Below are 26,367 nucleotides of genomic sequence, written 5' to 3'. Positions count from 1 at the left end.
TCACAGGGAGCGCGCGACCTCAAGCACCTCTTCGGCATGGCCCTTGACCTTAACCTTCGGCCAGATGCGGGCGATCCTGCCGTCTTCGCCCAGCAAATAGGTCGAGCGGACCATGCCCATGAAGGTCTTCCCGTACATTTTCTTCTCGGCCCACACGCCGAGCGCGTCGGACAGCCCACCCTCTTCCGCATCGGTCGCGAGATCGACCGTGAGTTCGTGCTTGGCGATGAAGTTCTGGTGCTTCTTGGGCGAATCCTTGCTGACGCCGAGCAGGGCGACGCCCGCCTGGTCGAATTCAGGCTTGAGCGCAGTGAAATCCTTCGCCTCGGTCGTGCAGCCGGGCGTGTTGTCCTTGGGGTAGAAGAAGATCACCGCCTTCTTCCCCTTGAAATCGGACGGGCGCACCGTGCCGCCATCGGGGGTTTCCATCGCGATATCGGGCATCGGATCGCCTTCGCCAAAGATTGTGCTCATTCATCCATCTCCAGTGTTTCGCCGAATATCTCCCCCCACGCCGCCGCGACGTCACGCCGTCCCTGCGCGAAGCGGCCGGTGAGGCCATCAAAATCCTCGCACCCGCTCTGCCGCGCCAGGATTGCCGCCGCGGCATCGTTGGGGCGCGTCAGGTCCGGTGCCAGCAGGCGCGTACCCACGAGCAGGCGGGTCATCAAGTCATGCACCGGAGCGATCGTATCGGGCAGCAGGTCCTCGGCGGCCAGGACGGCAATGGCCTCGCCGAGACGCGGCGTCAGCGCGCTGCGGTGCTTGAGCTGGAGGAAGTGGACGAGGAACTCGATGTCCACCAGGCCGCCGCGCAACAGCTTGGCGTCGAGCGGCCCGCGCGCCTGCTTGTGCCGCGCCATCTCGCCGCGCATCTTGAGAACGTCCTTGCGCAGCTGCCCCGCGTCCCGCTCCATCTCGAGGATCGACGTCACGACGGCCTGCACCTGACCGCGCGCCGTCTCGCCGCCTACCAGCACCCGCGCGCGCTCCAGCGCCATATGCTCCCAGGTCCACGCATCCTCGCGCTGGTAGCGCTCGAAGCTGTCGACGCTGACCGCGAGCGGGCCTTGCGCACCCTGCGGCCTGAGGCGCGTATCGACTTCGTAGAGCGCGCCCTGCGCTGTCGGTACACTGAGGGCGGCTGTCACCCGCTGGGCAAGGCGATTGAAATAGAGCGTCGCGCCAAGCGGGCGCTCGCCATCGGATTCGGCGTCGTGCGAGCCGGTGAAGAGGTAGATGATGTCGAGGTCGGAGGCATGGGTGAGCAGACCGCCGCCCAAACGGCCCAGTCCGACGATGGCGAGTTCGCTGCCCTCGATCCGCCCATGCTTGGCGGCAAATTCGTCCTCCGCCGCTGCCACCGCGACCTGCAGAGCCGCCTCCGCCGTTCGCGAAAGCGCCTCGGCCACGGCAATCGGATCGCGCGCGCCCTCGATCAGCTGGACGCCGAGCCCGAAGCGCGATTCGCCCGTGACGATGCGGATGCGATCGAGCCGGTCTTCGTAATCGTCACCCCGCTCGCGCTGCGCCATCGCCGCCGCTAGCGCCGCGACGTCGCCGGGCAGGTCGAGCGCGGTGCGATCGATCAGCGCGTCGAGCAGATCCGGCCGCCGCGACAGTTCGTCGGCCAGCGGCGGGGCAAGGGTGAGGCATTTCGCCAGCAGGTCGAACAGTCCGGGGCGCGCTTCCAGCAGGCGGAACAGGTTGATCGCGCTCGGCAGCCGGCCCAGCAAGGTCTCCCACCGTGCAAGGGTCCGCTCCGGATCCTCCGACGCCGCGACGGACTGGAGCAGGTCCGGCCGGATCGCATCGAACGCCGCCAGCGCCGCCGGGCTGCGTAGGGGCGGATAGCGCCCGTCGCTCCACTCGGCGACGCGCGCGACGATCTCCTGCGGGACCGGAGCCGCCGCGGCGTCGGTGCCCGCCACGTGCAGCGCATGCCCCGGCACCGACACGCGATCCTCGTCGAGCAGGGCATCGAACCGCTCGCCCACCGGCGCCGTGACGTCATGCAACAGCGCGACCAGCGCCGCGCCGTCATCCAGCCCGTGCAGCCGCGCGACATTATCCAGCGCCTTGCCGGAGGGGAGCGAGTGCGTCTGCTGGTCCCGCACCATCTGCAACCGGTGCTCTATCGTGCGCAGGGTGTCGTAGCTCTCGCCCAACACACACGCGTCTTCTTCCGCAATGCGGCCGCTTGCCGCCAGCGCGTCGAGCGCCGCGCGCGTTCCTCGCCTTCGCAACGAGGGATCGCGCCCGCCATGGATCAGCTGGTGGGTCTGGGCGAAGAACTCGATCTCGCGGATGCCGCCCCGGCCAAGCTTGAGATTGTAGCCCGGCCCGGGCTGTTGCGGTCCGCTCTGCTGCTCCCGGATGCGGCGCGTCAGGCGACGGATCTCGTCGATCGCGCCGAAGTCGAGACTGCGCCGCCACACGAACGGGCGGATATGGTCCAAGAACGCCTCGCCCGCCGCAATATCGCCCGCACAGGCGCGCGCACGAATGAACGCCGCCCGCTCCCACGCCAGCGCGGAACTTTCGTAATGCGCCGTGGCGGCATTGAGCGGCAGCGCCAGCGGGCTGACTTCGGACTGGGGTCGCAGGCGCAGGTCCACGCGGAAGACATAGCCGAGTGGCGTCACTTCGGAGAGCAGGCGGACGACTTCGCGGGCATAGCGCTGCGCCGCCTCCCCCGGCTCGTCCCGCTCGCGGCGGGGCAGGGTTTCGGGATCGAACAGCAGGATCGGATCGATGTCGGAGGAATAGTTCAATTCCCCCGCTCCATGCTTGCCCAGCGCGAGGCCGATCATGCCTTCGTTGCGGGCATCCTCCACCCGCCGCGTTATCGCTGCGCCGATGGCGGCATGCAGCGCCCGGTCGGCGAAGGTCGACAGCTCGCGCATGACCTTGTCGAGGTCGAACGCGCCGGCGAGATCGCCCACCGCCAGCACCAGCGCCAGGCCGAGGCGTTCGCTGCGCAGCGCCGCCGCGACGTCACTTTCGCGCGTCCTCTTCGCCGCCAGCAGCGCATCCTCGCCGCGCCCCTGCTCCAGCATCGCCGCCAGGTCCTCGCGCTTTTCCAGCGCGCGCGCGAGAAACGGCGCATGAGCGCGCGCCCGTTCGAGGGCGGAGGTCCAGTCGGCAGCCATCGCCGCTTCCCTGCCGCCACTGGGCCGCACGCGCAAGCTTGCCCTCGCGCCGCCATGCTGCAAGAAGCGGGCCGAGAACGGGACACGAGAGAGAGGTTCGCAACGATGAAACGCCTGACCCTTGCCGCCACGACAGCGCTGTTGCTGTCCGCCTGCACGACCATGGAACCGGCTGGCGACATGAGCGCCGCCCCGACCGGCATCGATGTGCCGCAGGTCGCCGAAGGCACATTGTCCGAGCAGACGATGAAGACCGTGACGCAGCGCCTTTCTTCCGACGAGTTCGAGGGCCGCGCCCCCGGCACGGCGGGCGAGGAAAAGACCGTCGCCTATCTGATCGAGCAATTCACGCGCGCCGGCCTGACCCCGGGGAATAACGGCAGCTGGGTGCAGAACGTGCCGCTGGTGGAGATCACCGGCAAGGACTTCGCCCCACTCACCATCGCGGGTGGCAGCGGCGGACCGATGAGCCTCGACTTCGGCGACGACTGGGTCGGCGTCTCCTACCGCGAGGACGCGGCGACCTCGCTCGAGAACAGCGAGCTGGTCTTCGTCGGCTACGGCATCAATGCGCCCGAGAAGGGCTGGAACGACTATGCCGGGCTCGACATGCGCGGCAAGACGGCGGTCATCCTCGTCAACGATCCCGATTTCGGCGCGCAGACGCTGGAGGGGCCGTTCGGCGGCAAGGCCATGACCTATTACGGGCGCTGGACCTATAAATACGAAGAAGCCGGCCGCCAGGGCGCGGCGGGCGCGATCATCATCCACGATACGGCGCCGGCCTCCTATGGCTGGAACGTCGTCGAAAGCAGCTGGAGCGGTCCGCAGGCCTATGCCGCGCGCGGTGCGAACGCGCCGATGATGACCAAGATGAACGGCTGGGTGCAGAAGAGCGTCGCCGAACGGATCATGCAGGCAGCGGGCCAGAACCTCGCGCAGCTTTCCGCAGCGGCAAAGCAGAAGGGCTTTACGGCCGTGCCGCTCGGCCTGACCGCCTCGACCAGCTTCGAAAACGATATCCGCACTTTCCAGTCGCGTAACGTGATCGGCATGCTGCCGGGCAGCGAGCGGCCGGACGAATATGTCATGCACACCGCGCACTGGGACCACCTCGGCCGCTGCAAGCCCGCGCCCGATGGCGACGACATCTGCAATGGCGCGGTCGACAATGCGACCGGCACGGCGGCACTGGTCGCGCTGGCCGAAGCGCATGCCAGGGCGGGTGCGGCAGATCGCAGCCTCGTCTTCCTCGCCGTGACGGCTGAGGAATCGGGCCTGCTGGGCGCGGACTATTACGCGGCCAATCCGGTCTTCCCGCTCGACCAGACGGTCGGCGGCATCAACATGGACGCTTTCCAGGTTGCCGGGCCTGCCAAAGACGTGACCGTCGTCGGTCCGGGCAAGTCCGAACTCGACCTGTTCATGAACGCGGCGCTGGAGTCCGAAGGCCGGGTGGCGACGCCCAATCCGAAGCCGGAAGCGGGCTATTACTACCGCTCCGACCATTTCGCCTTCGCCAAGCGCGGCGTGCCGATGCTGTATATCGACGGCGGCGAGGACCTGGTGGCAGGCGGCACGATCGCCGGGGCAGAGGTCGCGCGCGACTATACCGAGAACCGCTATCACGGGCCGAAGGACGAATATGACCCGAACTGGGACTGGTCCGGCGTGATGAGCGACCTCGAACTGTTCTACCGCATCGGGCGCATGCTGGCGGAAAGCGACAGCTGGCCCAACTGGAACCCGGGCGACGAGTTCAAGGCCACGCGCGATGCCGATTGCGCGGACGGGCCTTGCGGGTCGTAATCGCCCCTTAAGCGAAAGAGCCGATCCATGCCCTACACCATGCCGCCCGAATGGGCGCCGCAGGACTGGCTGTGGATCGGCTTCCCGCACGATGCCGATGAATGGCCCGAAGTCCTGCCACGCGCGCAGGAGCAGATCGCGGCTTTCGCCAATGCTGTCGCCGAAAGCGGGCAGGAGGTTCGCCTGCTGGTCCGCGACGGGGCGAACGAGGCACGGGCGCGACAATTGGTCACCGGAGCGGTCAAGCTGGAGCGGCGCAGCTATGGCGATGTATGGCTGCGCGATACCGGGCCGCTGGTCCTGACCGACCGCGAGGGTAAGCGCATGGCGCGGCGCTTCGGCTTCAACGGCTGGGGCGGCAAGTTCCTGATGGAGGGCGACCAGACCGTCGGCGCGGAACTGGCGGAGGATGCAGGCCTGCCGCTCGACGTCTCGGACTGGATCCTGGAAGGCGGGGCGATCGATGGCGATGGCGCAGGCCTCGTCGTCACGACCGAGCAATGCCTGCTCAACCCCAATCGCAATCCGCAGCTCTCGCGTGAAGACATCGAGGCCCGGCTCCAGCGCGATCTCGGCTTCGAACGCGTGCTCTGGCTCGGCGACGGGCTGATCAACGACCATACCGACGGGCACGTCGACAATCTCGCGCGCTTCGTCGGCCGCAACACGCTGTGCCTGCCGCGCGCGACCGGCAGCGACGATCCCAATGCCGCAGTCTATGCCGACGCCAAGCGACGTGCGCAGGATGTCGGGGTCGGGGTCGCCGAAATTCCTTCGCCAGGCCGCGTTACCAGCGGCGATCATGTCGAGCCCGCCAGCTACGCCAATTTCGCCATCACCAGCCACCTGGTCGTCGTTCCGACCTTCGGCAGTCCGCATGACGAGGACGGGGTGGCGGCCATCGCCGAACTCTTCCCCGACCGCGCGACGGTCGGCGTGCCCGCCGATGCCGTGCTTGCCGGCGGGGGCGGTTTCCATTGCGCCAGCCAGCAAATGCCCGCGGCGAGAGCCATCCTTTAACGCTTCGTTAGGATTTGCCCGCGACAATGGCGGCATGGCCAAGGCTATCGCTCTCGCCCGTACGCATGTCGCCCCGATCTCGGCGACCGAACTCGCGCGCGCACTGATCGTGAGCGGCTGCGGCCTCGCACTGGTACTCGCCGGGCCGGTCCTGCCTTTCTAAGATCTCAGACAAACGCCTTCCACAGCGCGGCGAGCGCTGCGGCGCCCAGAACTGCGCCCACGCAGATGCGCCAGATGCGGTCCTCGATCCGGCCCGACACCCTGTTGCCGAGCCAGTTGCCCGCCAGCACGGCGGGGAACAGCAGCGCCGCTAGCAGCGCAAGCGCCCAGTCGAGCATGCCCAGCGCTGCGCCGCTCACCAGCCCGGTGGTCGAAGCGCAGGTGAAGATCAGCAGCATAGAGGCCTTAGCCACGGCGCGCGGGATGTCGCGCCCGACGTAATAGGGCACGACCGGTGGGCCGGGCATGCCGGCATATCCGGTCATGAGCCCGCTCAAGATGCCGACGCCGCCCGTCGTCGCCGGATGATGCTCCAGCGCCCCGCGCCGAGGCAGCAGGATGGCGACGAAGGCCGACAGGGCGATGAAGGCAATCACCACGCGCGCGATATCAGGCGTGGTTGCGCCGAGCAGGAAAAGCCCGACCGGCGTCGTCACAACGACAAGCCCGATGATCGCCCAGGCCGAGCGCTCGGCATCGCGCACCAGGCGGCGAATTTCCGACAGGCCGATGAAGACCGAAAGGAAGTTCGTCAGCAGCACTGCATCCACCGGCGTCAGTGCCAGCGCGAGGATCGGCACGAGCAGGATCGCCATGCCGAACCCCGTCAGCCCGCGCACGAAGGCCGAGCCGAAAGCGGCAACCAGCGCGGCGACAATGGCCGCCGTGCCGTAGCCCGCGAGCAGGTCCATCGGCGACCTAGCCCTCGCGCAAGTCGGGCGGCGTCGCCTCGGCCTTGAGCGTGGCGATCGCCTCGTCGAGGCTCATCACGCGCTGCTCCTTTTCGCCCAACGTGCGGATGGCAACGGTGCCTTCCTCGGCCTCGCGATTGCCGACCACCAGCAGGTGCGGGACCTTGGCGTGGCTGTGTTCGCGCACCTTGTAATTGATCTTCTCGTTGCGAAGATCGCTCTCGACGCGGATGCCCGCGGCTTCCAGCCTGGCGACCGCTTCCTTCGCATAATCGTCGGCGTCGGAGACGATGGTCGCGACCACCGCCTGCACTGGCGCGAGCCAGACCGGAAGACGGCCCGCGAAATGCTCGATCAGGATGCCGATGAAGCGTTCGTAGCTGCCGAAGATCGCGCGGTGGAGCATGACCGGGCGGTGCTTCTCGCCATCCTCGCCGACATAGCTCGCATCGAGGCGGTCGGGCAGCACGCGGTCGCCCTGGATCGTGCCGACCTGCCAGGTACGGCCGATCGCGTCGGTGAGGTGCCATTCGAGCTTGGGCGCATAGAAGGCGCCTTCGCCGGGCAGTTCTTCGAGCTTGCCGTCGCCTTCGCCCTGCATGTCGCTGACCGCGACGGCATCGCGCAATTCCTGCTCCGCCGTGTCCCAGTCCTCGTCCGAACCGAAGCGCTTTTCGGGGCGCAGGGCGAGCTTGACGTCGTAGGTGAAACCGAAGTCGCGATAGACCTGGTCGGCCAGCTCGATGAAGGCCTTCACTTCCTCGACCACCTGATTTTCCGTGCAGAAAATATGCGCATCGTCCTGCGTGAACTGGCGCACGCGCATCAGCCCGTGGAGCGCGCCATGCGGTTCGTTGCGGTGACAGCAGCCCATCTCGCCCAGCCGGATCGGCAGGTCGCGATAGGAGGTGATGCCCTGCTTGAAGACCAGCACGTGGGCCGGGCAGTTCATCGGCTTGATCGCCATCCAGTCCGCATCGGGCGCGACGCTGGGGTTTGCCGGCCCATCGCCCAACTCCTCAACCTCTGGGACCATGTCGGGCACGGCGAACATGTTCTCGGCATATTTGCCCCAGTGGCCGGACTGCTCCCACTGGCGCACGTCCATAAGCTGCGGCGTCTTGATCTCGCGATAGCCGGCCTTGTCCATCTTGCGGCGCATATAAGCCTCCAGCTCGCGCCAGATGCGATAGCCCTTGGGATGCCAGAAGACGCTGCCATGCGCCTCTTCCTGCAAATGGAAGAGGTCCATCTCCCGGCCCAGCTTGCGGTGGTCGCGCTTGGCAGCTTCCTCCAACCGCGTGAGGTGGGCGTTGAGCTGCTTCTTGTTGAGCCAGCCGGTGCCGTAGATGCGCGTGAGCTGCGGATTGTTCTGGTCGCCGCGCCAGTAGGCACCCGCGACGCGCGTCAGCTTGAAGGCCTGCGGATCGAGCTTGCCCGTGCTGGCGAGATGCGGCCCGCGGCACATGTCGAGCCAGTCCTCGCCCGACCAGTAGACCGTCAGCTCCTCGTTCTCGGGCAGTTCCTTCGCCCACTCGGCCTTGAAGATCTCGCCCTCGGCCTCCCATTTGTCGATGAGCTGCTGGCGGCTCCAGACTTCGCGGCGCAGCGGCTTGTCGGCCTTGATGATGCGGCGCATCTCCTCCTCGATGTCGGGGAGGTCGTCCATGCTGAACGGCTCGCGGTCGGCGGGCGCTTTCACGTCGTAATAGAAGCCGTCGTCCGTCGCCGGGCCGAAGGTGATCTGCGTGCCGGGATAGAGCGACTGGACCGCTTCGGCGAGGACGTGCGCGAAATCATGCCGCGCCAATTCGAGCGCGTCTTCCTCGTCGCGGCTCGTGACCAGTGCGAGCTCGGCATCGCCCTCGAACGGGCGGTTGATGTCGCGCAGTTCACCGTCGACGCGCGCGGCGATGGCGGCCTTGGCAAGGCCGGGGCCGATCGCGGCAGCGACATCGCCGGGCGTGCTGCCGGGTTCCATTTCGCGCACCGAACCATCGGGCAGGCTGATTTTGAGCAGTTCCGTCATCGTATCTCGTCCGTTTCCTTGCGCGGCCCATGGCACAGGCATGCGCACCGTTGAAGCGGCGTTTTTGTTTTGAGGCGGTTCCGGCCCTCACCCCCTCCCGGCCACCCGATAGGATAATCCCGTGGGTGGCCGGGAGGGGGTGAGGGCTGGCGCCGCCCCGACGAAGAACCGATTTCGAGAGGAACGCCGCGCCACCCGAAACCGGGCGGCGGTGGCTGCGGTCAGGCCGCGACCATCCGCCCCCGGAGACCCGGGGTGGTGGTAGTCGTGATGGTGAAGCGCAGTTGCGTCATGGCCGGGCAGATAGCGCTAGAGCCTGCGCTTCTCAAGTCGCTTGCAGCCTGCGACTGCCCGCCAATGTGGTCATGCGGTGGGTTGCGGAGACGCCCGCGCCCTTCTCGCGCACGCTGGAGAGGAAGCGAAACTCGCTCGACGCGCTGCCGGGCGTGAGTTCCACCGCCATATAGCCGCGGCGCGCCGAATCCATCCATTGGAGCTGCGGATTGTGATCGACGATCGCGCGCTCCAGCCGGTCTTTCGGAATGAACGACAGATAGCTTTCGAGCCCCGGCGACGTGACGCCTTGCACACCGAATTCGACGCCGACCGGCTGCCCGGCGTGGTCGAGATCGAAAGCCCAGGCATTGTGCGTATCGCCGGCGAGGCTGATCAGATTCGCATTCGCGTCAAGTGCGGATTTCAACAGCCGTTCCCGCGCGGCCGGGTAGCCGTCCCACGCATCCATGTTCAGTGGCAGTTCCGCCCGCCCAGCCATCGCGCCTGCCAGGATCCGCTGGCGAATGAAGTCGGGCAAATCGCCCGGCAGTCCCTCGGTGAGGCCGGGCGCGGTGGAGAGGTTGCCCATCAGGACCTGCTGCACCAGCACCTGCCACGGTTTGCCCGCCCCGGCGGAGCGCCGCATGCCATCCGCCAGCCACGCCTGCTGCCGCGCCCCGAGCAGTTCGCGCGAAGCGTCGCGATAGTCGCCCTCGCGGAAGGCCGTCAGCGCGGCCAACGCCTCGTCGGCGGAGGTCTGGCCGGTCAGGATATCGCCATAGGAAAACTGCTCCGCCCGCGCGGTTAGTCGCGTTTCCAGGCGGAACAGCGTGGCGAGATCGCCGATTTCGTAAGCCGCCCAAGGCTCGTCGGAGACGGGCATCCACTCGCGATAGGCCTTGATCGCCGCCGCCTTGCGGACCGACCATTCGCCCTCGCTATCGGGCTGGTGGTTCTGGGCGCCGCCTTCCCACGAATCGTTTGCGCTCTCGTGATCGTCCCAGCCGCTGATCATCGGATACATCTGGTGGAGGCGGCGCAGATCCGGGTCGCTGCGATAGAGCGCATAGCGGCGGCGGTATTCGTCGAGACTGACGATCTCCTTCGCCGGGAACAGCGTACGGCCGGACAAGGCCTCGTCGGCGGAGGGGTAGGTGCCGGGCCCGTATTCATAGAAATAATCGCCCAAATGCAGCGTGCAGTCGAAGGCGTTCGCATCGGCGGCATGGGCATAGGCGTTGAACCAGCCGAAGGCGATGTTGGAGCAGGAGAACACCGCCATGCGGAACCGCTCGGTCGGGCCTTCGGGCAGTGTCTTCGTGCGGCCGACATCGGACATCGAACCGTCGGGCGCGACGAAGCGGAAGTAATAGAAGCGTGCCGGGGCAAGGCCGCGCGCGGTCGCCTTGCAGCACCAGTCGTTATCCGCGCTGGCCGTGACCGTGCCGCCCGCAGCGATACTGCCGAAATCGGCGCTTTCCGACAGCTCATAGGTCAGCGGCGTGTCCTGATTAGCCACGAACCGAGTCCACACCAACACGCCATTCGCCGCAGGCTCGCCGCTTGCGACCCCATGCGTGAAGCCGCGTCCGGGCACCTGCGCGGCCAGCGGCATCCCGGCGAGGCCTGCGCCGAGCACTCCACCCTTGATCACGCTCCGGCGATCGAGCGACGGCAGCTTCGCGGCAGCAGGCGGTTCGGTGGCGATCATTTGTTTCTCCTCACTCATTCTGCTGCCTGCGCCGGATGACCCCTGCATGACAAGTCTTTCGACACTGCTGGAAAGGTCGCGCTCCATATTGGAAAGTGTGCTTGACATAACCCGCCTCCTATGACAAATACACTTTACACCATAGCAAAGGAGCTTGACCAATGAACCGTACGATCCTTTCCAGTGGCTTCGCCATTGCCATGCTGCTGACCGCGCTCGGCGTGTCTCTGGGCGCAATTGACGCCGCGGTCGGTGAACCGATGCTGATTGTCTTCCCGGCACTGGCGATCGCGACGATCCGGCCGGGCAAATGCTGCGCGTCGCTCAAGGGCGTCTTTTCGTGACCGATAGCAGCGAAAACGCGCTCCGCAGCTCGGTGCCCGTATGGGCCGGACTGACCTTCGCCAGCTTCGGCGCAGCGATGGGGTTGGCGCTGAGCGATGCCATCAACTCGACCACGGCCATGATCCTCCTGATCGTTCCGGCAGCGCTGTTCTTCCAGACGATGCGCGCGGCCAACCGGGCCGCGAACAATCGCGGGCCCTGCAGCGCCAAGGGCGAGGCACAGCAACGTTACATCAAGCGCGTTGTGGTGTTCAGCAGCGCCTATCTGGTCGCCATAGCGCTGCAGGTCTCGTTGCTGAGCGATGGCGATCCGTCGACTGCCGCCCGCGTGGCGCTGGCGCTGCTGCCCGCCTTCGCCATCATCGGCGTGTTTTGGGCGATCGGTCGCCTGATCGTGGAGGAGCAGGACGAGTTCCTGCGCATGCTGATTGTGCGCCAGGCGCTGATCGCCACCGGCTTCGCGCTTGCCGCCGCCACGCTGTGGGGGTTCCTCGAATCAACCGGCGTGGTCATCCACCTCGATGCCTATTGGTGGGCGGTCGCATGGTTCTTCGGCCAGTTCGTAGGCGCAGTGGCCAACCGCATCAGCTACGGCACTTGGGGCGCGCTATGAAGAACCGCCTCAAGGTGCTGCGCGCCGAACGCGACTGGAGCCAGCAGCAGCTTGCCGACCTGCTGGAGGTGAGCCGCCAGAGCGTGAACGCGATCGAGACGGGGCGTTACGACCCGTCGCTGCCGCTGGCGTTCCGGATCGCCGAAGTCTTCGAGCTGGCGATCGAGGATATCTTCCAGCGCGACGCGTAGTCACGCACCGCGATTGACACGGCCCCTTCGATCCCCGAGCATCCGGCGACGGGATCGAAGGGGTTTTACTGCATCATGCACGGTAAATACGATGGCGAGGGCGGCGAAAGCGCTTTCGTGTTCGAAGGGAACTGGCGCGAATTCGCACCGATCGCTTTCACCAATCTGCTGCTGACCATCGTCACGCTGGGAATCTACCGCTTCTGGGCCACCACGCGCGAGCGGCAATATCTGTGGTCGCGCAGCCGCTTCGTCGACGAGCATCTCGAATGGGCCGGAACGGGCAAGGAGCTGTTCTTCGGCTTCCTGATCGTGCTGGTCCTGTTCGGACTGCCCTATTTCATCATCTCCTTCGGCGCGCAGGCGCTGATCGCGCGCGGTTATGAAGAGATCGGCGCGGCGCTGGGCGTGCTGGCATTCGTCGCGATCTTCTACCTGATGGGCGTCGCGCGCTTCCGGGCGCTGCGCTATCGCCTGTCGCGCACGCGCTGGCGGGGCATCCGCGGGGGGAGCGACAATCCCGGTTTCGTGTTCGGCCTGTCCTACATGTGGAAGACGATCGTCGGCTGGCTCCCGCTCGGCCTGCTGATCCCCTGGTCGATGACCAGCCTGTGGAACGAGCGCTGGAGCAAGATGAGCTTCGGGCCATACCGGTTCGAAGCCAATGCCGAATCGGGCGGCGTGTTCGCTCGCTTCCTGCTGTTCTATCTCGCCCCGATCATCCTGTTTCTCGGCGGATTGTTCATGGCCGCCATGGGCATGCTCGCCGGCTACGGTATCGGCGGCGAGGACGGGATGGCGCTGGGCGGCGTGTTCGGAGCCATCGGCCTGATCCTGTTCTTCTATCTCGGCCTCGGCCTGATTGCGGTGGCTTTCTACGCCAAGTTCTATCGCGAAGTGGTCGGCGCGACGCGGTGGAAGGATCTCGATTTCAGCTTCGAGGCATCGACGCTGGAGTGGGTCAAGCTGCTGGTCGGCGATGCCCTTTTGGTCGTGTTCACGCTCGGGATCGGACTGATCTTCCTGTCCTATCGGCACTGGAAGTTTTTCATCACCCACCTGGAGGCGAGCGGCGAGATCCTGCTCGACGAGCTGACCCAGTCGACCACCAAGACGGCCAGGCATGGCGAGGGCCTGCTCGACGCCTTCGACATGGGCGCGATCTGAGCCGATGGACGACAGCTTCCAGGTCGCGGCCAGCTGGTATGACGGGCATTCGGCCGTCCGCCACGAAGGCCCCGCGCGCTGGGACGGCGGGGGGCAATTGCTGCTCGATGCGCCGACCAGCCAGCTTGCCGTGCCGCTGGACGACCTGCGCTTCGGCGAGGCGCGGGGGGAGCATGTTTTCTACCGCCGCGAGAGCGAGACCGACTTCCGGCTGACCCTGCCCGCCGACATGCCGCCAGGGCTGGCGCGGCATTTGCCTGAAAAAAGCGAATACGGCGCGTGGATCGACCGGCTGGGCCTGGGCAAGGCCGCCGTCATCTTCGCTGCGGCCAGCGCGGTTGCCGTGGCGCTCTTCATGACCGCGCCCGAATGGCTCGGCCCGCGCGTGCCCGAAAGCTGGGAGCGCAATCTGGGCCAGGCGATGATCGGCGATTTCGGCGGCCGGCTGTGCAGCACGCCCGAAGGCGACGCAGCCCTCGCCAAGCTGCTCGACGAGGTCGATCCGGCGGCGACGCAGGTGAATGCGGGTGTCGCCAATATCGACATGGTCAATGCGGTGGCGCTGCCCGGCGGGCAGGTGCTGCTGTTCGACGGCCTAATCCAGCAGGCCGAAAGCCCGGAAGAGCTCGCCGGTGTGCTCGCCCACGAGGTCGGCCATGTGCGCGAGCGGCATGTGATGACCGCGCTGCTGCGCCAGTTCGGCATGTCGGTGCTGCTGGCGGGTGCAAACTCGGGCGTCGGCGACACGGTCTTCGGCGTCGCCTCCATGGGCTATTCGCGCGATGCCGAGCGCGAGGCGGACGATTATGCCCGCGCGCGCCTCTCCGAAAGCGATGTCTCGCCGCTGGGCGCGGCGGGTTTCTTCGAGCGCATGGCCGAGGAATATGGCGACGATGGCGAGAGCAATGCGATGACGGGCTGGCTGGCGAGCCACCCTGCGGCGGGCGAACGCGCGCGGGCCTACAGGAACGCGGCGAAGGGAAACGCGGACTATCCGCCCGTCCTGTCGGAGCGAGAATTCGCCGCGCTCCAGTCGATGTGCGAGGACGATCCCGACGTCGAGGAGTTCGACTTCTTCTGAGGCCGCGCCCGGAGCCGGGCTTGCATTCGAGCCACCGAGGTTCGACATCGTGACGCCATGAGCGACACGCAATTCCACACCATGCCCGATGGTCGGCGCATTGCCTTCCGCCACACGCGAGGCGCGGGTCCGACGCTCGTCTTCCTGCCCGGCTACATGTCCGACATGGATGGCGGCAAGGCGACTGCGCTGTTCGACCGGGCCAGGGCGCGCGGGCAGGGCTGCCTGTTGCTCGACTATTCGGGCTGCGGGTCGAGCGGGGGCGATTTCGCCGACGGCACGCTGTCGCGCTGGACCGAAGAAGTGCTGACTCTGATCGAGGCGCAGGTCGAAGGGCAGGTCATCGTCATCGGCTCGTCCATGGGCGGCTGGCTGATGCTGCTGGTCGGCACTGCCTTGGGCGAGCGGCTTGCGGGATTGGTCGGCATCGCTTCCGCGCCCGACTTCACCGAATGGGGCCGCTCCGACGAGGACAAGGCGAAATTACGCGCCGGCGAGACGGTTCAAGATCCCAATCCCTATGGCCCGGAGCCGACCCCGATGCACCCCGGCTTCTTCGCCGACGCGCAGGAGCAGCGATTGCTCGACAGCGAAATCGCGATCGACGCGCCGGTGCGCCTGCTGCACGGCCAATGCGATGCCGACGTGCCATGGCAGATCAGCATGAAGCTGGCCGAAGCGCTGCGTTCGGATGCGGTACAGTTGCTGCTGGTTAAGGACGGCGATCACCGGCTGTCGCGCGAGCAGGATATTGCCCTGCTGCTGCGCACGGTCGAATCTTTGTCCGGAGACGTTTGAGTGTTCATGTCCGCCCTTGCCCTGCTGATCATGCAGGTCGGCCCCAATCCATCCGTCGGCTCGATTCCCGATGTTCCCGACGAACTGGCGAATCGCCCGCAGCGCGACACTGCCGAAGTCGTCGAAACGACGCCGTCCCCGCGCAGCGAGTATCTCTCGCGTTGCCTCGCGCTGACCACCAGCGAGCCGGAAGAGGCGCTCGATTTCGCGCAGGCCTGGCGCGTGCAGGTGGAAAGCGATCTCGAGCTGGCGCAGTCGGCACATTGCCTCGGGCTGGGACTGGTGAGGCTGGAGCGGTATGAAGAAGCGCGCACGATTTTCGAGACTGCCAGTGCCGAAGCGCCGGATACCCTGCCCGCTTACCGCGCCCGGCTGGCGGCGATGGCCGGCAATGCCGCGCTGGCGGACGACAAGCCCGCCACTGCCGAGCCGCTGTTCGCGCAGGCCATCACCCATGCGACGGCAGCGGGCGACGGCGCTCTCGCAGCGAGTCTCCATGTCGACCGCGCCCGTGCGCTCGTGGCGGCGGGTCGGCAGGAGGATGCGGCAGAGGCGCTCGCCTCGGCCCGCGCAGAGGACCCGGCCAATGCGCGCGCATGGTTGCTGTCGGCCACTCTCTCCCGCCGCCTCGATCGGCTGGGCGAGGCGCAGCAACAGATCGAGCGTGCTGCCGAAATCGATCCGCGCAACCCGGCGATCGGGCTTGAGGCCGGCGTGATCGCCGCCCTGTCCGGCCGCGATGACGACGCGCGGCGCAGCTTCGAATCGGTCCTGCTGGTCGCACCCGAAAGCACAGAAGCCGACCGCGCCCGCGCCTATCTGGAGCAACTTGCCCAATGACCGAATTTTCCGTCCTCGACCTCGTCCCCGTTCGCGAAGGCGGCAGCGTCGGCGATGCGCTCACCGCCGCGACCGACCTTGCGAAAGCTGCCGAGGCCGCGGGCTGCAAACGCTTCTGGGTTGCCGAGCATCACGCGATGGAAGGTATCGCCGGCGGTGCGACCTCGGTCGTGCTCGCGCATATCGGCAATGCCACCAGCTCCATCCGCATCGGATCGGGCGGCATCATGCTGCCGAACCACACGCCGTTCCAAATCGCCGAGCAATTCGGCACGCTCGATGCGCTGTTTCCCGGCCGTGTCGACCTCGGCCTTGGCCGCGCTCCGGGGGCGGGGCCGGAATTGCAGCGGGCGCTGCGCAAGGACCTGCACCGCGCCGCCGAGATGTTCCCGCAGGACGTCGTCGAGTTGATGGCGCTGATGAAGGGCGAAGGGGCGATCCACCCCACACCCGGACGCGGCGCAGAGCCAGAATTCTGGATGCTCGGATCGAGCTTGTTCGGCGCGCAGCTGGCCGCGAAACTCGGCCTGCCCTTCGCCTTCGCCAGCCATTTCGCGCCCGATCACCTCGATGCCGCGCTTGAACTATATCGCCGCGATTTCCAGCCATCGGAAGCTTGCGAGAAGCCGCATGTCATGGCGGCGATGAACCTGTTCGTCGCCAACAGCGAAGACGAGGCCGATTATCTCGCCAGCTCGCAGCTCCAGGCCTTCGTCGCGCTGCGGACCGGGCGGCCCGGAAAGCTGCCCCCGCCGCGCGAGAACTTCCGCGAAAGCCTGCCCCCCCAGGCGCAGGCCATGCTCGCCCACATCGGCCAGGCAAGCGCGATCGGCACGCCCGCAACGGCCCGCGACACGGTCGAAGGCTTCGTCGCGCGCACCGGTGCCGACGAGATCGTTTTCGGCGGCAGCACCTATGACGCTGCGGCGCGCATCCGCTCGCTCGAGCTCGCGATGGACGCGCTCCAGCCCTTACGCGCCGTAGCGTAACCCGCCGTTTCGCATAGGAATGCACGTCTGCGCATGTGCCACCTTGCGACGCGCCGACAAGGGGCCTAGGCGCGGCCTCTGACATCTTCGCCGCATGAGTCGAAAATTGCGTGGCGAAGTAACGATACTACGCGATCCTGCGAGAGGTCCCCATGGGTTCGAAGAGCGCCGCCAAAGCGAAGTCCGGCACATTGTCCAAGAAACTGCACGCCGAGCTGGTGGAGCGCATGCGCCAGTCGCTGCTGCGCGGCGATACGCCGATTACCGACGCGAAGATAAACGAGGCCGCGCGTTTCCTCGGCGAAACGGCCTACCAGCGCGAATTCGGCGAGCCTGCCATCCATGTCGAAAGCGCGACCGAAGACCGCCGCTTCACGCGCATCGCCATCGTCAATGACGACATGCCGTTCTTGGTAGATTCGCTGGCCGCGGCGATTGCCGCGCTCGGCCTTTCGATCGACCATCTCGTCCACCCGGTCGTCCCGGTGGAGCGCAAGAAGGATTGTGTGCTGAAGGCCATTCCCGAGGGCGATCCGGAGGATGCCTATTGGGAATCGATGATCTACCTCGAAACCGCGCGGGTCGATGCGAAGACACGCCGCCAGCTCGATGACAGCATCGTCGAAACGCTGAAGGACGTTCGCGCCGCTGTGAAAGACTGGCCGAAACTGCAAGCCGCCATGGCCGCCGATGCCAATCGCATTGCCGATGTCGACGAAGAGGGCGCGGCGCTGCTCGAATGGCTCAATTCGGGGATGCTGACGCAGCTTGGCCATGTGACACGGCACCGCGACGGCACGCAGGACGATCCGCTGGGCATCTGCCGTACCAGCACCGAACAATTGCTCGCCGAAGCGTCTTTCGACCGCGCCTTCGCGTGGTTCGACGACAAACAGAACACCCGCGTACCCCTGGTCATCAAGGCGAACCACCTCAGCCGCGTCCACCGGCGGGTGCCGCTCGACGTGCTGATCGTGCCGCTGCGCGAAGGCGGCAAGCTGGTCGCGCTTTCGCTGCACGCAGGCGTCTGGACCAGCGCCGCGCTGGCCGCTCCGCCGCGCGCCGTCCCGCGCCTGCGCGAGCAGCTGCAGCGGCTCTACGATCGCTATGGCTTCGACGAGGGCGGCCATGCGGGCAAGGCGCTGGTGCATGCGCTGACGACGCTGCCGCACGATCTGATGATCGGTTTCCAGGAAGAAGACGTCGATCGCGTCGCGACGACCATGATGAGCCTGGTCGACCGCCCCCGCCCGCGTCTGGCACTGGTGGAAGCGCCGCTGGCGCGCCACCTCTTCGCCTTCGTCTGGCTGCCGCGCGACATGCTGGCGACGCAGGTGAGGCTGGAGATCCAGGCGCTGCTCGAAGAAACCGCCGCTGCGCGCCTGCTCGACTGGAGCCTCGAGGTCGAGGGCGGCAATCTCGCGACGCTACGCTTCGTCCTCGACATTCGCGACGGCTCGGGCGCCCCCGACGAGGTGGCTCTGGAAGAGCGCCTGCAGACTTTGCTGCGCGGTTGGAGCGAAGCGGTCGAGGCCGAACTCGGCCAGACCGAGGAACCGCCGCGCGCCGCTGCGCTTGCCATGCGGTTTGCCGAAAGTTTCCCGACTGCCTTCCGCGGCCGGTTCGGGCCGCAGGAAGCCGCGCTCGATATCGTGCGGCTGCACCGGCTTGGCGCCAGCGCCGAAAGCGAAGAGATCGCCCGCGGTGCGCGCATGTATCAGTGCGAGCGGGAAGCCGAAACTTGCCTGCGTCTGAAGCTCTATCAGTCGGAAGGCAGCCTGCCGCTTTCCGAGGGCGTGCCCGCGCTGGAAAACTTCGGCTTCCATGTGCAGTCGGAAATGCCGACCGTGCTGGACGACGGACGGCTCGGCACGATCCACGACTTCCGGCTGGAGCTGAAGCCGGGCGGCGATCCTGCCGCGCTGGTAGAGCGTGCCGACGCGATCGAGGAAGCCATTGCCGCCGTGCTGAACGGCGAAGCGGAGAACGATGTCTTCAACCGGCTCGTGCCCGAAGCCGGATTGTCGGCGCGCGAGGCCAACTGGCTGCGGGCCTTCTACCGCTATTTGCGGCAGGTCGGCATGGGCTTCACCATCTACACGGTGGTCGATGCGCTGGCCGCCGCACCCGATGTGACCCGCGCCCTGGTGGCGCTCTTCACCGCTCGGCACGATCCCGATTTCGGCAGCGGTCGCGAACAGGCGATCGAGGATGCGCGCGCCGCGATCAAGCGCGGCCTGTCCAAGGTAAAGGCGATCAACGACGACCGCCTGCTTCGGCTCTACAATTCGCTGATCGACGCGATCCTGCGGACCAATGCCTTCGCTCCGGCGGCAGGCGAGGCTCTCGGCTTCAAGATCGACAGTGCCCGCGTGCCGGGCCTGCCCAAGCCGATTCCCTATCGCGAGATCTTCGTCTATTCGCGCCGCATCGAAGGCATCCATCTGCGCGCCGGCCCGGTGGCGCGCGGCGGCCTGCGCTGGTCCGACCGGCGCGACGACTTCCGCACCGAAATCCTCGGCCTGATGAAGGCGCAGCGCGTGAAGAACGCGGTGATCGTGCCGACCGGCGCGAAAGGCGGTTTCTATCCCAAGCAGCTGCCCAACCCCGCTATCGACCGCGAGGGCTGGGCGCTGGAAGGGCGCGCCAGCTACGAGATTTTCATCCGCACGCTGCTGTCGGTCACCGACAATATCGTGAACGACACGGTCGTGCATCCCGAGGACGTGGTCATCACCGATGGCGAGGACCCGTATTTCGTCGTCGCTGCCGACAAGGGCACGGCGACCTTCTCCGACGTGGCAAACGCCATCGCGGAAAGCCGGGACTTCTGGCTCGACGATGCCTTCGCCAGCGGCGGGTCCAAGGGTTACGACCACAAGGCGATGGGTATCACCGCCCGCGGCGCCTGGGTATCGGTCCAGCGGCATTTCCTCGAAATGGGTGTCGACGTGCAGAGCGAGCCCATCGAGGTCGTCGGTTGCGGCGACATGTCGGGCGACGTGTTCGGCAACGGGATGCTGCTCTCCAAGGCGATCAAGCTCGTGGCCGCCTTCGACCACCGGCACATCTTCCTCGACCCCGATCCCGATCCGGCGAAAAGCTGGAAGGAGAGGAAGCGCCTGTTCGACCTGCCGCGATCGAGCTGGGAAGATTACGACAGCGACCTGATCTCCCGCGGCGGCGGAGTTTTCCCGCGCGACGCGAAGAGTATCAAACTGTCGAAGACGATGCAGGCCAAGCTCGACATCGAACAGGACGAGATCGAACCCGATGCTTTGATAAGCGCAATTCTGAAAGCGCCGGTCGACCTGATCTGGTTCGGCGGCATCGGCACCTACGTCAAGGCCACGCACGAGAACAACGTGCAGGTCGGCGATCCGGCCAACGATGCGCTGCGCGTCGACGGGCGAGAACTGCGCGCCAAGGTGATCGGCGAAGGCGCGAACCTCGGCATCACGCAGGCGGGACGAATCGAATTCGCCCACATCGGCGGGCGCAGCAATACCGACTTCATCGACAATTCGGCCGGGGTCGATTGCTCGGACAACGAGGTCAATATCAAGATCGCGCTCGCTGCCGCCAAGCGCGCGGGCAAGCTTTCGGAACCCAAGCGCGTCGAACTGCTCGAATCGATGACCGAAGAGGTCGCCGACCTCGTGCTGGAAGACAATCGCCTCCAGGCGCTCGCGCTTTCCATTGCCGAGATCGGCGGCGACCGCGCCATGGCATCGCAGCGGCACATCATCGAAACGCTGGAAGCGGGCGGCAATCTCGACCGGCGAACCGAAGGGCTGGCCGACGACCAGACACTGCTCCGCCGCGCGGCCGACGGGCAGGGGCTGACCCGTCCGGAGCTTGCCGTGCTGCTTTCGTCCACCAAACTGGTGCTGCAGGCGGCCATCGAGGATAGCGACCTGCCCGACGACAAGCTGCTCGAAAGCACGCTGTTCGAAGCCTTCCCCGAGCCGATGCGAAAGAAGTTCAAGGCGCAGATCGCGGGCCACCGGCTGCGCCGCGAGATCATCGCGACCAAGCTGGCCAACCAGATCGTCAATCGGCTGGGCACGATCCATCCCTTCGAACTGGCCGAGGAAGAGGGCGTCGAGCTGTCGCAGGTCGCCGCTGCCTTCGTGGCCTGCGAGGAACTGTTCGGGCTCGAGGAATTGTGGGCGCAAATCGACGTGGCAGACATGTCGGAACAGGCGCGCCTGACGCTGTTCGACCGGCTCGCCGCAGCGGTCGGCAATCTCATGTCCGACGTGCTGCGCAGCGCGTCGGGCAAGGTCGATCCGAGCGCACTGGTCGCCGAGCTGGGCAAGGGCGTTCGCGTGCTGGCAGAAGCGACCGACCAGCTCCTCTCGGCCGAATCGCGCCAGCAATCCGCGCGTCTCGAGGCGCAGTTGACCGAAGCGGGAGCGCCGGAGAAATTCGCCGCCCGGGTGAGCCATCTCTACGACCTCGACGGTTCGGTCGGCCTGGCCCAGCTGGCCAGCGATACGGGTATCGAGCCGAAGGGCCTGACGCTCGGATTCACCGAGATCGGGCGCCGTCTAGGCCTCGACTGGGCGCAGTCCACCGCCGCGATGATGAGCCCGTCGGACGTCTGGGAGCGCTTGCTCGTGTCGGGCCTCGCCCGCGATTTCCAGCAGATGCGGCTGGAATTGCTGCGCCGCCTCTCGCGCCGCAAGGATGCCAAGAAGGACATGCCCGGCACGGTGGAAAAATGGGCCGACGAACAGGATGTGGCGGTGCGCGGGTTCCGCACGATGATCGCCCGCGCGCAGGCGCAGTCGCCGGTCGCCCCGGCCATGCTCGCCCAGGTGGCCAGCATGGCGCGCAACCTTCTGGGGCGGTAGCGGCCCTGGCGCCGCTACGCTTGACCGGCAGGCGTTTTCCCGCCAGCCACAGCGCCGATGGAGCATTACGACGTCGTCATAGTGGGTTCGGGGCACGGCGGTGCCCAGGCCGCGATCGCCTTGCGCCAGAACGGCCATGAGGACAGCATCCTCATGGTCAGCCGCGACCGCAATCCACCCTACGAGCGCCCGCCCCTGTCGAAGGAATATCTCGCCGGCGACAAGCCGTTCGAGCGGATCATGATCCGGCCCGAGAAATTCTGGGCCGAAAAGAATATCGACCTGCGGCTGGGCTGCAACGTCAACGAAATCGACCCGGTGCGGCACGAGCTTTCGCTGTCGGACGACAGCGCGGTAACCTACCGCAAGCTGATTTGGGCCGGTGGCGGCGACGCACGGCGGCTCTCCTGCCCCGGCTGCGACGCGGTGGGCATCCATTATGTCCGCACGCGGCGCGACGTGGATGCGCTGAAGGCCGAGATCGACGGCGGGGCGCGGCGCGCAGTCATCGTCGGTGCGGGTTATATCGGGCTGGAAGCGGCGGCCGTCCTGCGCAAACTGGGCTGCGAAGTCACCGTGCTCGAGATGCTCGACCGCGTATTGGCGCGCGTCGCGGGTCCGGAACTGTCGGATTTCTATGCCGAGTATCACCGCGCGCAAGGTGTCGACCTGCGGCTGGACACCGCGGTCGAGCGGATCGAGGTGCAGGACGGCAAGGCCGGCGAAGTCGTCACTGCCGATGGCGAACGGATCGCCTGCGACGTGGTGCTGGTCGGCATCGGCATCGTTCCCTCCGTCGGTCCGCTGATCGCGGCCGGCGCGGCGGGCAGCAACGGCGTGGATGTCGACAGCTTCTGCCGCACGACGATCGACGACATCTATGCGATCGGCGACTGCGCCAGCCATGCCAACCCCTTCGCCGACAACGCCGTGCTGCGGCTGGAATCGGTGCAGAATGCCAACGACATGGCAAGCTGTGCCGCCAAGGCGATCATGGGCGACAAGCAGGACTACAACGCGGTGCCATGGTTCTGGTCCAACCAGTACGATTTGAAGCTCCAGACTGTCGGCATCTCCAACGGCTACGACAGCACCGTACTGCGCGGCGATCCGGCAGCATCGAAATTCAGCGTGGTCTATCTGAAAGAGGGCCGCGTAACTGCGCTCGACTGCGTGAACTCCGTCAAGGATTACGTGCAGGGTCGCAAGCTGGTGGTCGACCGCGCGCAGATCGATCCGGAGCTGCTCGCCGATAGCGAGACGCAGCTCAAGGAGATGGCGTCAAGCTGACCAGCGCCCAGCGCGCAGCGTCGGCCACCGCCGGGTCGGGATCGTCGGTCAGAGCTTGCACCATCGGCATCAGCGCCGCCTGGCCGCTATTACCCGCAGCATAGAGGCAGTTGCGCACGAAGCGATCCCGCCCGATCCGCTTGATCGGCGATCCGGAAAAGAACTGGCGGAAGCTTACATCATCGAATTGCAGGAAGCGCGCGAGATCCGGCGCGATCAGCTCCTTGCGCGGGGCGAGCTTGAGATGTCGGTGCGCGGCATCGGCGAACTTGTTCCACGGGCAGACGGCAAGGCAGTCGTCGCAGCCGTAGATACGATTGCCGAGCGCGGTCCGGAATTCCTCCGGGATCGGCCCCTTGTGCTCGATGGTGAGGTAGGAAATGCAGCGCCGCGCATCGAGACGGTACGGACTCGGAAAAGCATCGGTCGGGCATGCATCCTGGCAGGCGCGGCAATTGCCGCAGCGGTCGGCATGCGGCTCGTCGGGCTCAAATTGCAGAGTCGAATAGATCGCGCCGAGGAACAGCCAGCTGCCGTGCTCGCGGCTGACCAGGTTGGTGTGCTTGCCCTGCCAGCCGATTCCCGCCGCCTCGCCCAGCGGCTTTTCCATCACCGGCGCGGTGTCGACGAAGACCTTGAGCTCGCTCTCCGGCTCCCGCGCGATCAGCCAGCGGGCAAGTGCTTTCAGCGCCTTCTTGACCACATCGTGATAGTCGCGCCCCTGCGCATAGACCGAAATCCGTGCCTTTTCCGGCTCGCTTTCCAGCGCCAGCGGGTCGCCGTCGGGCGCGTAGCTCATGCCGAGCGCGATCACGCTCCGCGCTTCGGGCCAGAGCCCCTGTGGCGATGCGCGCTGGGTTTTTCGCGCCTCCATCCATTCCATAGAGCCATGGCGGCCTTCGCCCAGGAAATCCCCCAGCCGCTCGGCGCGGACAGGATCGGGCGCGGCCGAAGTAAAGCCGCAGGCGACGAAGCCCAGCCGCGCCGCTTCCTCGCGCAAGTCCGCCTGCAACTGCGAATTAACCCCGGTCACCTATGCTCCGTTCACTGGCGAGGACTAGATTGACACGATGCTTACCGAGACCGGCTTCATGACGCGACCCCCTGCAGACCCCGCGGCGAAACTCGCCATCGAGGCGCGGGGCCTCGTCAAGCGCTTCGACGACACGCTGGCGGTGGACGGGGTGGACATCTCCGTACCCGAAGGCGCGATCTACGGCATCCTCGGCCCGAATGGCGCGGGCAAGACGACCACGCTGCGCATGCTGCTGGGCATCATCGACCCGGACGAGGGCGTGCGCCGTGTGTTCGGCCACGACCGCCCGCACGAGGTCGCCAAGCTGATCGGCTACCTGCCAGAGGAACGCGGCCTCTATCCGGCGATGAAATGCGACGAGGCCATCGCCTTCCTCGGCGCTCTGCGCGGGCTGCCGCTGGACGAGGGCAAGGCGCGCGGGCGCGAGCTGCTCGAGCGTCACGGCCTCGGCCATGCGGTGGACCGCCAGATCCGCCAGCTGTCCAAGGGCATGGCGCAGACCGTGCAATTGCTCGGCACGCTGGTGCACCGCCCGAAGCTGGTGGTATTCGACGAACCCTTCAGCGGGCTCGATGCGATCAACCAGGGCAAGCTGGAGGTGATGATCCGCGAACTGGCGCAGAGCGGGACCACGGTGATCTTTTCGACTCACGTCATCCACCACGCCGAACGCCTGTGCGACGAGGTCGCGATCATCGCGGGCGGCAAGGTGCCCTATGCCGGATCGGTCGACGCGGCGCGCGACCGGATCCCGGCGCAAGTGCGGCTCGAAACGAAGGTCGACAGCGGCGACTGGCGCTCCGCCCTGCCGGGCGATGCGCGCCACGACGCGAAAGCGGGCGGCAATCACTTCTGGTACTTCCCGGTTCCCGACAGCGGGATCGAAACGCTGCTCAAGCGCCTGATCGACGGCGGCGCGGGCATTCTCTCGCTCTCGATCGAGCGTGCCGGGCTGCACGACGCTTTCGTCGAAATCGCCGGTGAGGCCGCAGCCCGCGCGCTGGCAGAAGACAACGCGCTGGAGACTGGCCGATGAGCGATACAACCCGCCTCTCGCTGTTCGAAGCTGCGCGCGTGGTCGCCCGGCGCGATTTCCGCGCGATCCTGTTCAGCCGCGCGTTCTTCTTCTTCCTGCTCGGCCCGCTGTTCCCGCTGGTCATCGGCGCGCTGGCAGGCGGCATCGGCGGCCAGGTCCAGCGCGACGTGGCGACCAACCTCGTGGCAGTCGCGATGAGCGAGGCCGACACGGCGGCGCTCCAGACCGCCTCGGGCGCGCTTTCCGACCAGATCGGCTATCTGCCGCGGCTGGTTCCCGATGCGAGCGGCGAGCCTCCCGCAGACATATTGAAGCGCAAAGGTACGAATTTCGCTGCGGTCGTGACGGGAACGCTGGACGCGCCTGTAGTCGTGGCACCCGAAGACCAGATCGAACGCTGGCGCGGCCCCGTCGCCCTGCTGGCGGCGACAGCCAACGGCAGTTCGCCCAGCAGTTTTCCGGAGATCGCAAGCGAGCCGGTCGCCTCCAGCGCCGCTACTTCGCGCAGCGAACGCATCCGCACCGCGCAGGCAGGCCAGCTGATCCTGTTCCTGCTGATGATGCTGCTGGCCGGGATGGTGCTGTCCAACCTGGTCGAGGAAAAGGCCAACAAGGTCATCGAAGTCCTCGCCGCGGCCATCCCGATGGACGCGGTGTTCCTCGGCAAGCTCTTCGCCATGCTCGGCGTAAGCTTTGTCGGCATCGCAGTCTGGGCGAGCTTCGGCGGAGTTGCCGCCCTGCTGCTCGGCAACCAATTGCCGCAACTGCCCGAGCCCGCGCTGGGCTGGCCGGCGTTCATCGCACTCGGCATCGCCTATTTCGCGATGGGCTACCTGCTGCTCGGTTCGCTGTTCCTGACGATCGGCGGGATGGCGGCGACCGTGCGCGAGGTGCAGACGCTGTCCATGCCGGTCACCATGATGCAGCTGTTGGTGTTCTTCCTGGCCGCCGCCGCAATCACCACGCCCGGCTCTCCGCTGGAACTGACCGCGGCGATCTTTCCGCTGTCCTCGCCCTTCGCCATGCTCGCCCGCGCCGCCCTGTCGGATGCATTGTGGCCGCATGGGCTGGCGCTGGTGTGGCAGGCCCTTTGCGTCGTGCTGTTCGTCCGCTTCGGTGCGCTGCTGTTCAAGCGCCGGGTGATGAAATCCGGCAAGGCGGGACGCGCGGTGAAAGGGCACGTCGGCGGGACAAAAACCGCCTGACTGTCG

21 protein-coding genes are annotated in these 26,367 nt (G+C 66.6%); 15 read left to right on the top strand and 6 right to left on the bottom strand.

Annotated features, from left to right (window positions below; genetic code table 11):
• Together P8R33_RS11625 and glnE are read right to left on the bottom strand one after the other, a co-directional pair.
• Window positions 1-474, bottom strand: coding sequence for a peroxiredoxin (locus tag P8R33_RS11625; RefSeq protein WP_278329128.1), 474 nt, complete (start codon window positions 472-474; stop codon window positions 1-3).
• Complete coding sequence (gene glnE, locus P8R33_RS11620; RefSeq protein ID WP_278329127.1) at window positions 471-3,152, bottom strand: bifunctional [glutamate--ammonia ligase]-adenylyl-L-tyrosine phosphorylase/[glutamate--ammonia-ligase] adenylyltransferase; 2,682 nt, start codon at window positions 3,150-3,152, stop codon at window positions 471-473. The genes P8R33_RS11625 and glnE overlap by 4 nt, the downstream gene beginning before the upstream one ends.
• A gap of 105 nt (window positions 3,153-3,257) precedes the next feature.
• Between glnE and P8R33_RS11615 the strand changes: the two genes are divergently transcribed.
• The 3 genes from P8R33_RS11615 to P8R33_RS11605 are packed head-to-tail and all read left to right on the top strand — an operon-like array spanning window position 3,258 to window position 6,144.
• Window positions 3,258-4,961, top strand: coding sequence for a M28 family metallopeptidase (locus P8R33_RS11615; protein ID WP_278329125.1), 1,704 nt, complete (start codon window positions 3,258-3,260; stop codon window positions 4,959-4,961).
• Between the two features lie 27 nt (window positions 4,962-4,988).
• Window positions 4,989-5,981 carry an agmatine deiminase family protein gene (locus P8R33_RS11610; RefSeq protein ID WP_278329124.1) on the top strand — a complete coding sequence of 331 codons (993 nt, stop codon included), beginning with the start codon at window positions 4,989-4,991 and terminating at the stop codon, window positions 5,979-5,981.
• A 34-nt stretch (window positions 5,982-6,015) separates the two neighbouring features.
• Window positions 6,016-6,144, top strand: a complete 129-nt coding sequence (locus tag P8R33_RS11605) for a hypothetical protein (protein ID WP_278329123.1) — start codon at window positions 6,016-6,018, stop codon at window positions 6,142-6,144.
• A 4-nt stretch (window positions 6,145-6,148) separates the two neighbouring features.
• Here the strand turns inward: P8R33_RS11605 and P8R33_RS11600 are convergent, their stop codons facing one another.
• From P8R33_RS11600 to P8R33_RS11590, 3 genes are all read right to left on the bottom strand, one after another.
• On the bottom strand, window positions 6,149-6,895 hold the full coding sequence (locus P8R33_RS11600) for a sulfite exporter TauE/SafE family protein (RefSeq protein ID WP_278329122.1): 747 nt from the start codon (window positions 6,893-6,895) through the stop codon (window positions 6,149-6,151).
• Between the two features lie 7 nt (window positions 6,896-6,902).
• Window positions 6,903-8,924 carry a threonine--tRNA ligase gene (gene thrS, locus P8R33_RS11595; protein ID WP_278329121.1) on the bottom strand — a complete coding sequence of 674 codons (2,022 nt, stop codon included), beginning with the start codon at window positions 8,922-8,924 and terminating at the stop codon, window positions 6,903-6,905.
• A 325-nt stretch (window positions 8,925-9,249) separates the two neighbouring features.
• The gene (locus tag P8R33_RS11590) at window positions 9,250-10,911 is read right to left on the bottom strand and encodes an alkaline phosphatase D family protein (RefSeq protein WP_278329120.1); all 1,662 of its coding nucleotides are present in this window, start codon (window positions 10,909-10,911) and stop codon (window positions 9,250-9,252) included.
• A 161-nt stretch (window positions 10,912-11,072) separates the two neighbouring features.
• Between P8R33_RS11590 and P8R33_RS11585 the strand changes: the two genes are divergently transcribed.
• The 10 genes from P8R33_RS11585 (at window position 11,073) to P8R33_RS11540 (ending at window position 23,084) form a co-directional block, all read left to right on the top strand.
• The gene (locus tag P8R33_RS11585) at window positions 11,073-11,255 is read left to right on the top strand and encodes a hypothetical protein (RefSeq protein WP_278329119.1); all 183 of its coding nucleotides are present in this window, start codon (window positions 11,073-11,075) and stop codon (window positions 11,253-11,255) included.
• Complete coding sequence (locus P8R33_RS11580; protein WP_278329118.1) at window positions 11,252-11,869, top strand: hypothetical protein; 618 nt, start codon at window positions 11,252-11,254, stop codon at window positions 11,867-11,869. The genes P8R33_RS11585 and P8R33_RS11580 overlap by 4 nt, the downstream gene beginning before the upstream one ends.
• On the top strand, window positions 11,866-12,060 hold the full coding sequence (locus P8R33_RS11575; RefSeq protein ID WP_278329117.1) for a helix-turn-helix transcriptional regulator: 195 nt from the start codon (window positions 11,866-11,868) through the stop codon (window positions 12,058-12,060). The genes P8R33_RS11580 and P8R33_RS11575 overlap by 4 nt, the downstream gene beginning before the upstream one ends.
• A 75-nt stretch (window positions 12,061-12,135) precedes the next feature.
• Window positions 12,136-13,227 (top strand): YjgN family protein, encoded by a 1,092-nt coding sequence (locus P8R33_RS11570; protein ID WP_278329116.1) that lies wholly within the window; start codon window positions 12,136-12,138, stop codon window positions 13,225-13,227.
• A 4-nt stretch (window positions 13,228-13,231) separates the two neighbouring features.
• Window positions 13,232-14,308 carry a M48 family metallopeptidase gene (locus P8R33_RS11565; RefSeq protein ID WP_278329115.1) on the top strand — a complete coding sequence of 359 codons (1,077 nt, stop codon included), beginning with the start codon at window positions 13,232-13,234 and terminating at the stop codon, window positions 14,306-14,308.
• 57 nt (window positions 14,309-14,365) lie between these two features.
• On the top strand, window positions 14,366-15,106 hold the full coding sequence (locus P8R33_RS11560; RefSeq protein ID WP_278329114.1) for an alpha/beta fold hydrolase: 741 nt from the start codon (window positions 14,366-14,368) through the stop codon (window positions 15,104-15,106).
• Between the two features lie 6 nt (window positions 15,107-15,112).
• A complete protein-coding gene (locus P8R33_RS11555; RefSeq protein WP_347569050.1) occupies window positions 15,113-15,946 on the top strand; it encodes a tetratricopeptide repeat protein in 834 nt (277 codons plus the stop codon).
• Window positions 15,943-16,935 (top strand): LLM class flavin-dependent oxidoreductase, encoded by a 993-nt coding sequence (locus P8R33_RS11550; protein WP_278329112.1) that lies wholly within the window; start codon window positions 15,943-15,945, stop codon window positions 16,933-16,935. Before P8R33_RS11555 ends, P8R33_RS11550 begins: the two co-directional genes overlap by 4 nt.
• A gap of 152 nt (window positions 16,936-17,087) precedes the next feature.
• Window positions 17,088-21,794, top strand: coding sequence for an NAD-glutamate dehydrogenase (locus P8R33_RS11545; protein ID WP_278329111.1), 4,707 nt, complete (start codon window positions 17,088-17,090; stop codon window positions 21,792-21,794).
• 57 nt (window positions 21,795-21,851) lie between these two features.
• Complete coding sequence (locus tag P8R33_RS11540; protein WP_278329110.1) at window positions 21,852-23,084, top strand: NAD(P)/FAD-dependent oxidoreductase; 1,233 nt, start codon at window positions 21,852-21,854, stop codon at window positions 23,082-23,084.
• Here the strand turns inward: P8R33_RS11540 and queG are convergent.
• Window positions 23,062-24,117, bottom strand: a complete 1,056-nt coding sequence (queG, locus tag P8R33_RS11535; protein WP_278329109.1) for a tRNA epoxyqueuosine(34) reductase QueG — start codon at window positions 24,115-24,117, stop codon at window positions 23,062-23,064. The two genes, P8R33_RS11540 and queG, sit on opposite strands and share 23 nt — an antisense overlap.
• Window positions 24,118-24,154: 37 nt before the next feature.
• Between queG and P8R33_RS11530 the strand changes: the two genes are divergently transcribed.
• Both P8R33_RS11530 and P8R33_RS11525 read left to right on the top strand, forming a co-directional pair.
• Window positions 24,155-25,156 (top strand): ABC transporter ATP-binding protein, encoded by a 1,002-nt coding sequence (locus tag P8R33_RS11530; protein ID WP_278329108.1) that lies wholly within the window; start codon window positions 24,155-24,157, stop codon window positions 25,154-25,156.
• Window positions 25,153-26,361, top strand: a complete 1,209-nt coding sequence (locus P8R33_RS11525) for an ABC transporter permease (RefSeq protein ID WP_278329107.1) — start codon at window positions 25,153-25,155, stop codon at window positions 26,359-26,361. The genes P8R33_RS11530 and P8R33_RS11525 overlap by 4 nt, the downstream gene beginning before the upstream one ends.
• Window positions 26,362-26,367 lie beyond the last annotated feature (6 nt).

Source organism: Qipengyuania flavescens (genome assembly GCF_029688735.1).
Classification (GTDB): domain Bacteria; phylum Pseudomonadota; class Alphaproteobacteria; order Sphingomonadales; family Sphingomonadaceae; genus Qipengyuania.
Note: the sequence above shows the minus strand (reverse complement) of the source record. Positions and strands in the feature narration are given on the sequence as shown.

Excerpts from the sequence above, each read along its gene's own strand:
- P8R33_RS11610 (WP_278329124.1), top strand. The coding sequence starts at position 4,989 with ATGCCCTACACCATGCCGCCCGAATGGGCGCCGCAGGACTGGCTGTGG.
- P8R33_RS11550 (WP_278329112.1), top strand. The coding sequence starts at position 15,943 with ATGACCGAATTTTCCGTCCTCGACCTCGTCCCCGTTCGCGAAGGCGGC.
- P8R33_RS11555 (WP_347569050.1), top strand. The coding sequence starts at position 15,113 with ATGTCCGCCCTTGCCCTGCTGATCATGCAGGTCGGCCCCAATCCATCC.
- P8R33_RS11525 (WP_278329107.1), top strand. The coding sequence starts at position 25,153 with ATGAGCGATACAACCCGCCTCTCGCTGTTCGAAGCTGCGCGCGTGGTC.
- P8R33_RS11560 (WP_278329114.1), top strand. The coding sequence starts at position 14,366 with ATGAGCGACACGCAATTCCACACCATGCCCGATGGTCGGCGCATTGCC.
- P8R33_RS11605 (WP_278329123.1), top strand. The coding sequence starts at position 6,016 with ATGGCCAAGGCTATCGCTCTCGCCCGTACGCATGTCGCCCCGATCTCG.
- P8R33_RS11575 (WP_278329117.1), top strand. The coding sequence starts at position 11,866 with ATGAAGAACCGCCTCAAGGTGCTGCGCGCCGAACGCGACTGGAGCCAG.
- P8R33_RS11600 (WP_278329122.1), bottom strand. The coding sequence starts at position 6,895 with ATGGACCTGCTCGCGGGCTACGGCACGGCGGCCATTGTCGCCGCGCTG.
- P8R33_RS11585 (WP_278329119.1), top strand. The coding sequence starts at position 11,073 with ATGAACCGTACGATCCTTTCCAGTGGCTTCGCCATTGCCATGCTGCTG.
- thrS (WP_278329121.1), bottom strand. The coding sequence starts at position 8,924 with ATGACGGAACTGCTCAAAATCAGCCTGCCCGATGGTTCGGTGCGCGAA.
- glnE (WP_278329127.1), bottom strand. The coding sequence starts at position 3,152 with ATGGCTGCCGACTGGACCTCCGCCCTCGAACGGGCGCGCGCTCATGCG.
- P8R33_RS11545 (WP_278329111.1), top strand. The coding sequence starts at position 17,088 with ATGGGTTCGAAGAGCGCCGCCAAAGCGAAGTCCGGCACATTGTCCAAG.
- P8R33_RS11530 (WP_278329108.1), top strand. The coding sequence starts at position 24,155 with ATGCTTACCGAGACCGGCTTCATGACGCGACCCCCTGCAGACCCCGCG.
- P8R33_RS11540 (WP_278329110.1), top strand. The coding sequence starts at position 21,852 with ATGGAGCATTACGACGTCGTCATAGTGGGTTCGGGGCACGGCGGTGCC.
- P8R33_RS11625 (WP_278329128.1), bottom strand. The coding sequence starts at position 474 with ATGAGCACAATCTTTGGCGAAGGCGATCCGATGCCCGATATCGCGATG.
- P8R33_RS11570 (WP_278329116.1), top strand. The coding sequence starts at position 12,136 with ATGCACGGTAAATACGATGGCGAGGGCGGCGAAAGCGCTTTCGTGTTC.
- P8R33_RS11590 (WP_278329120.1), bottom strand. The coding sequence starts at position 10,911 with ATGATCGCCACCGAACCGCCTGCTGCCGCGAAGCTGCCGTCGCTCGAT.
- P8R33_RS11565 (WP_278329115.1), top strand. The coding sequence starts at position 13,232 with ATGGACGACAGCTTCCAGGTCGCGGCCAGCTGGTATGACGGGCATTCG.
- P8R33_RS11615 (WP_278329125.1), top strand. The coding sequence starts at position 3,258 with ATGAAACGCCTGACCCTTGCCGCCACGACAGCGCTGTTGCTGTCCGCC.